Consider the following 703-nt stretch of genomic DNA (forward strand, 5'->3'; position numbering starts at 1 on the left):
CTCTTTGTGATGTTGCCTGTGGAGCTACCAACTCCGGGGACGCGGCCCGCTGAACATTCCGGCGTGGTACAGGGTCGAAATCGGAAATCTCGGGGGGCGCAGATGGCGGAGCCGCAGCCTCCCGGGCGGAAGCCAGAGCAGGCGCGGCAGCCTGGAGAGGAGCACTCTGGGCAGGCCGGGCAGTGGAAGCAGAAGCAGTGGAAGTAGAAACAGCTGCCGGAACTGGCTCATTCAGGTCGGCGGGCATGGCAGCCGCGCCCGCCGCGCCGCCCAGCTTTTGCCTGCGGCCAATGCCGTCGGGGGCGATCAGCTCGAAGGTGACCGGTCCAAAGACCTTCAGGACCACTCTGGCGACATCGTCGAACTTGCTGGCGACCTGCCGGGCGTGGAAGGCGTATTTGTCCTCGTAACTCAGGCTCACGTAGCCCGGCTCGGCATGCATGGCGGCAGGTTTCAGGAACGCCTTGAGCTGCATGCTGGCCTGCCGCATCACGTCGGCCCAATCGCCGCTGGCAGACGCAGCCGCTCCGTGGACCGCTCCGTCGTCGGTCGCTGCCACTTCCACAGGTGCGGGGCCACGCCGCGCCACCGGCTCGAAATCGGCCACCGGAGCCGCCGGACGCCCGCTGCCCGCCTGCCCGCCACTACTGCGCAGGGTCGCCAGTTCCTTTTCCAGTCGGTTGAGCCGCTGCACGAGGTCGGC

General features: G+C 67.7%; 1 pseudogene. It reads right to left on the reverse strand.

What is annotated here, in order from left to right:
• A pseudogene (locus tag QZ269_RS13390) lies at positions 1-703 on the reverse strand (hypothetical protein); the annotation flags it as partial.

Origin of the sequence: Deinococcus sp. (genome assembly GCF_018260405.1) — a bacterium.
GTDB lineage: Bacteria > Deinococcota > Deinococci > Deinococcales > Deinococcaceae > Deinococcus.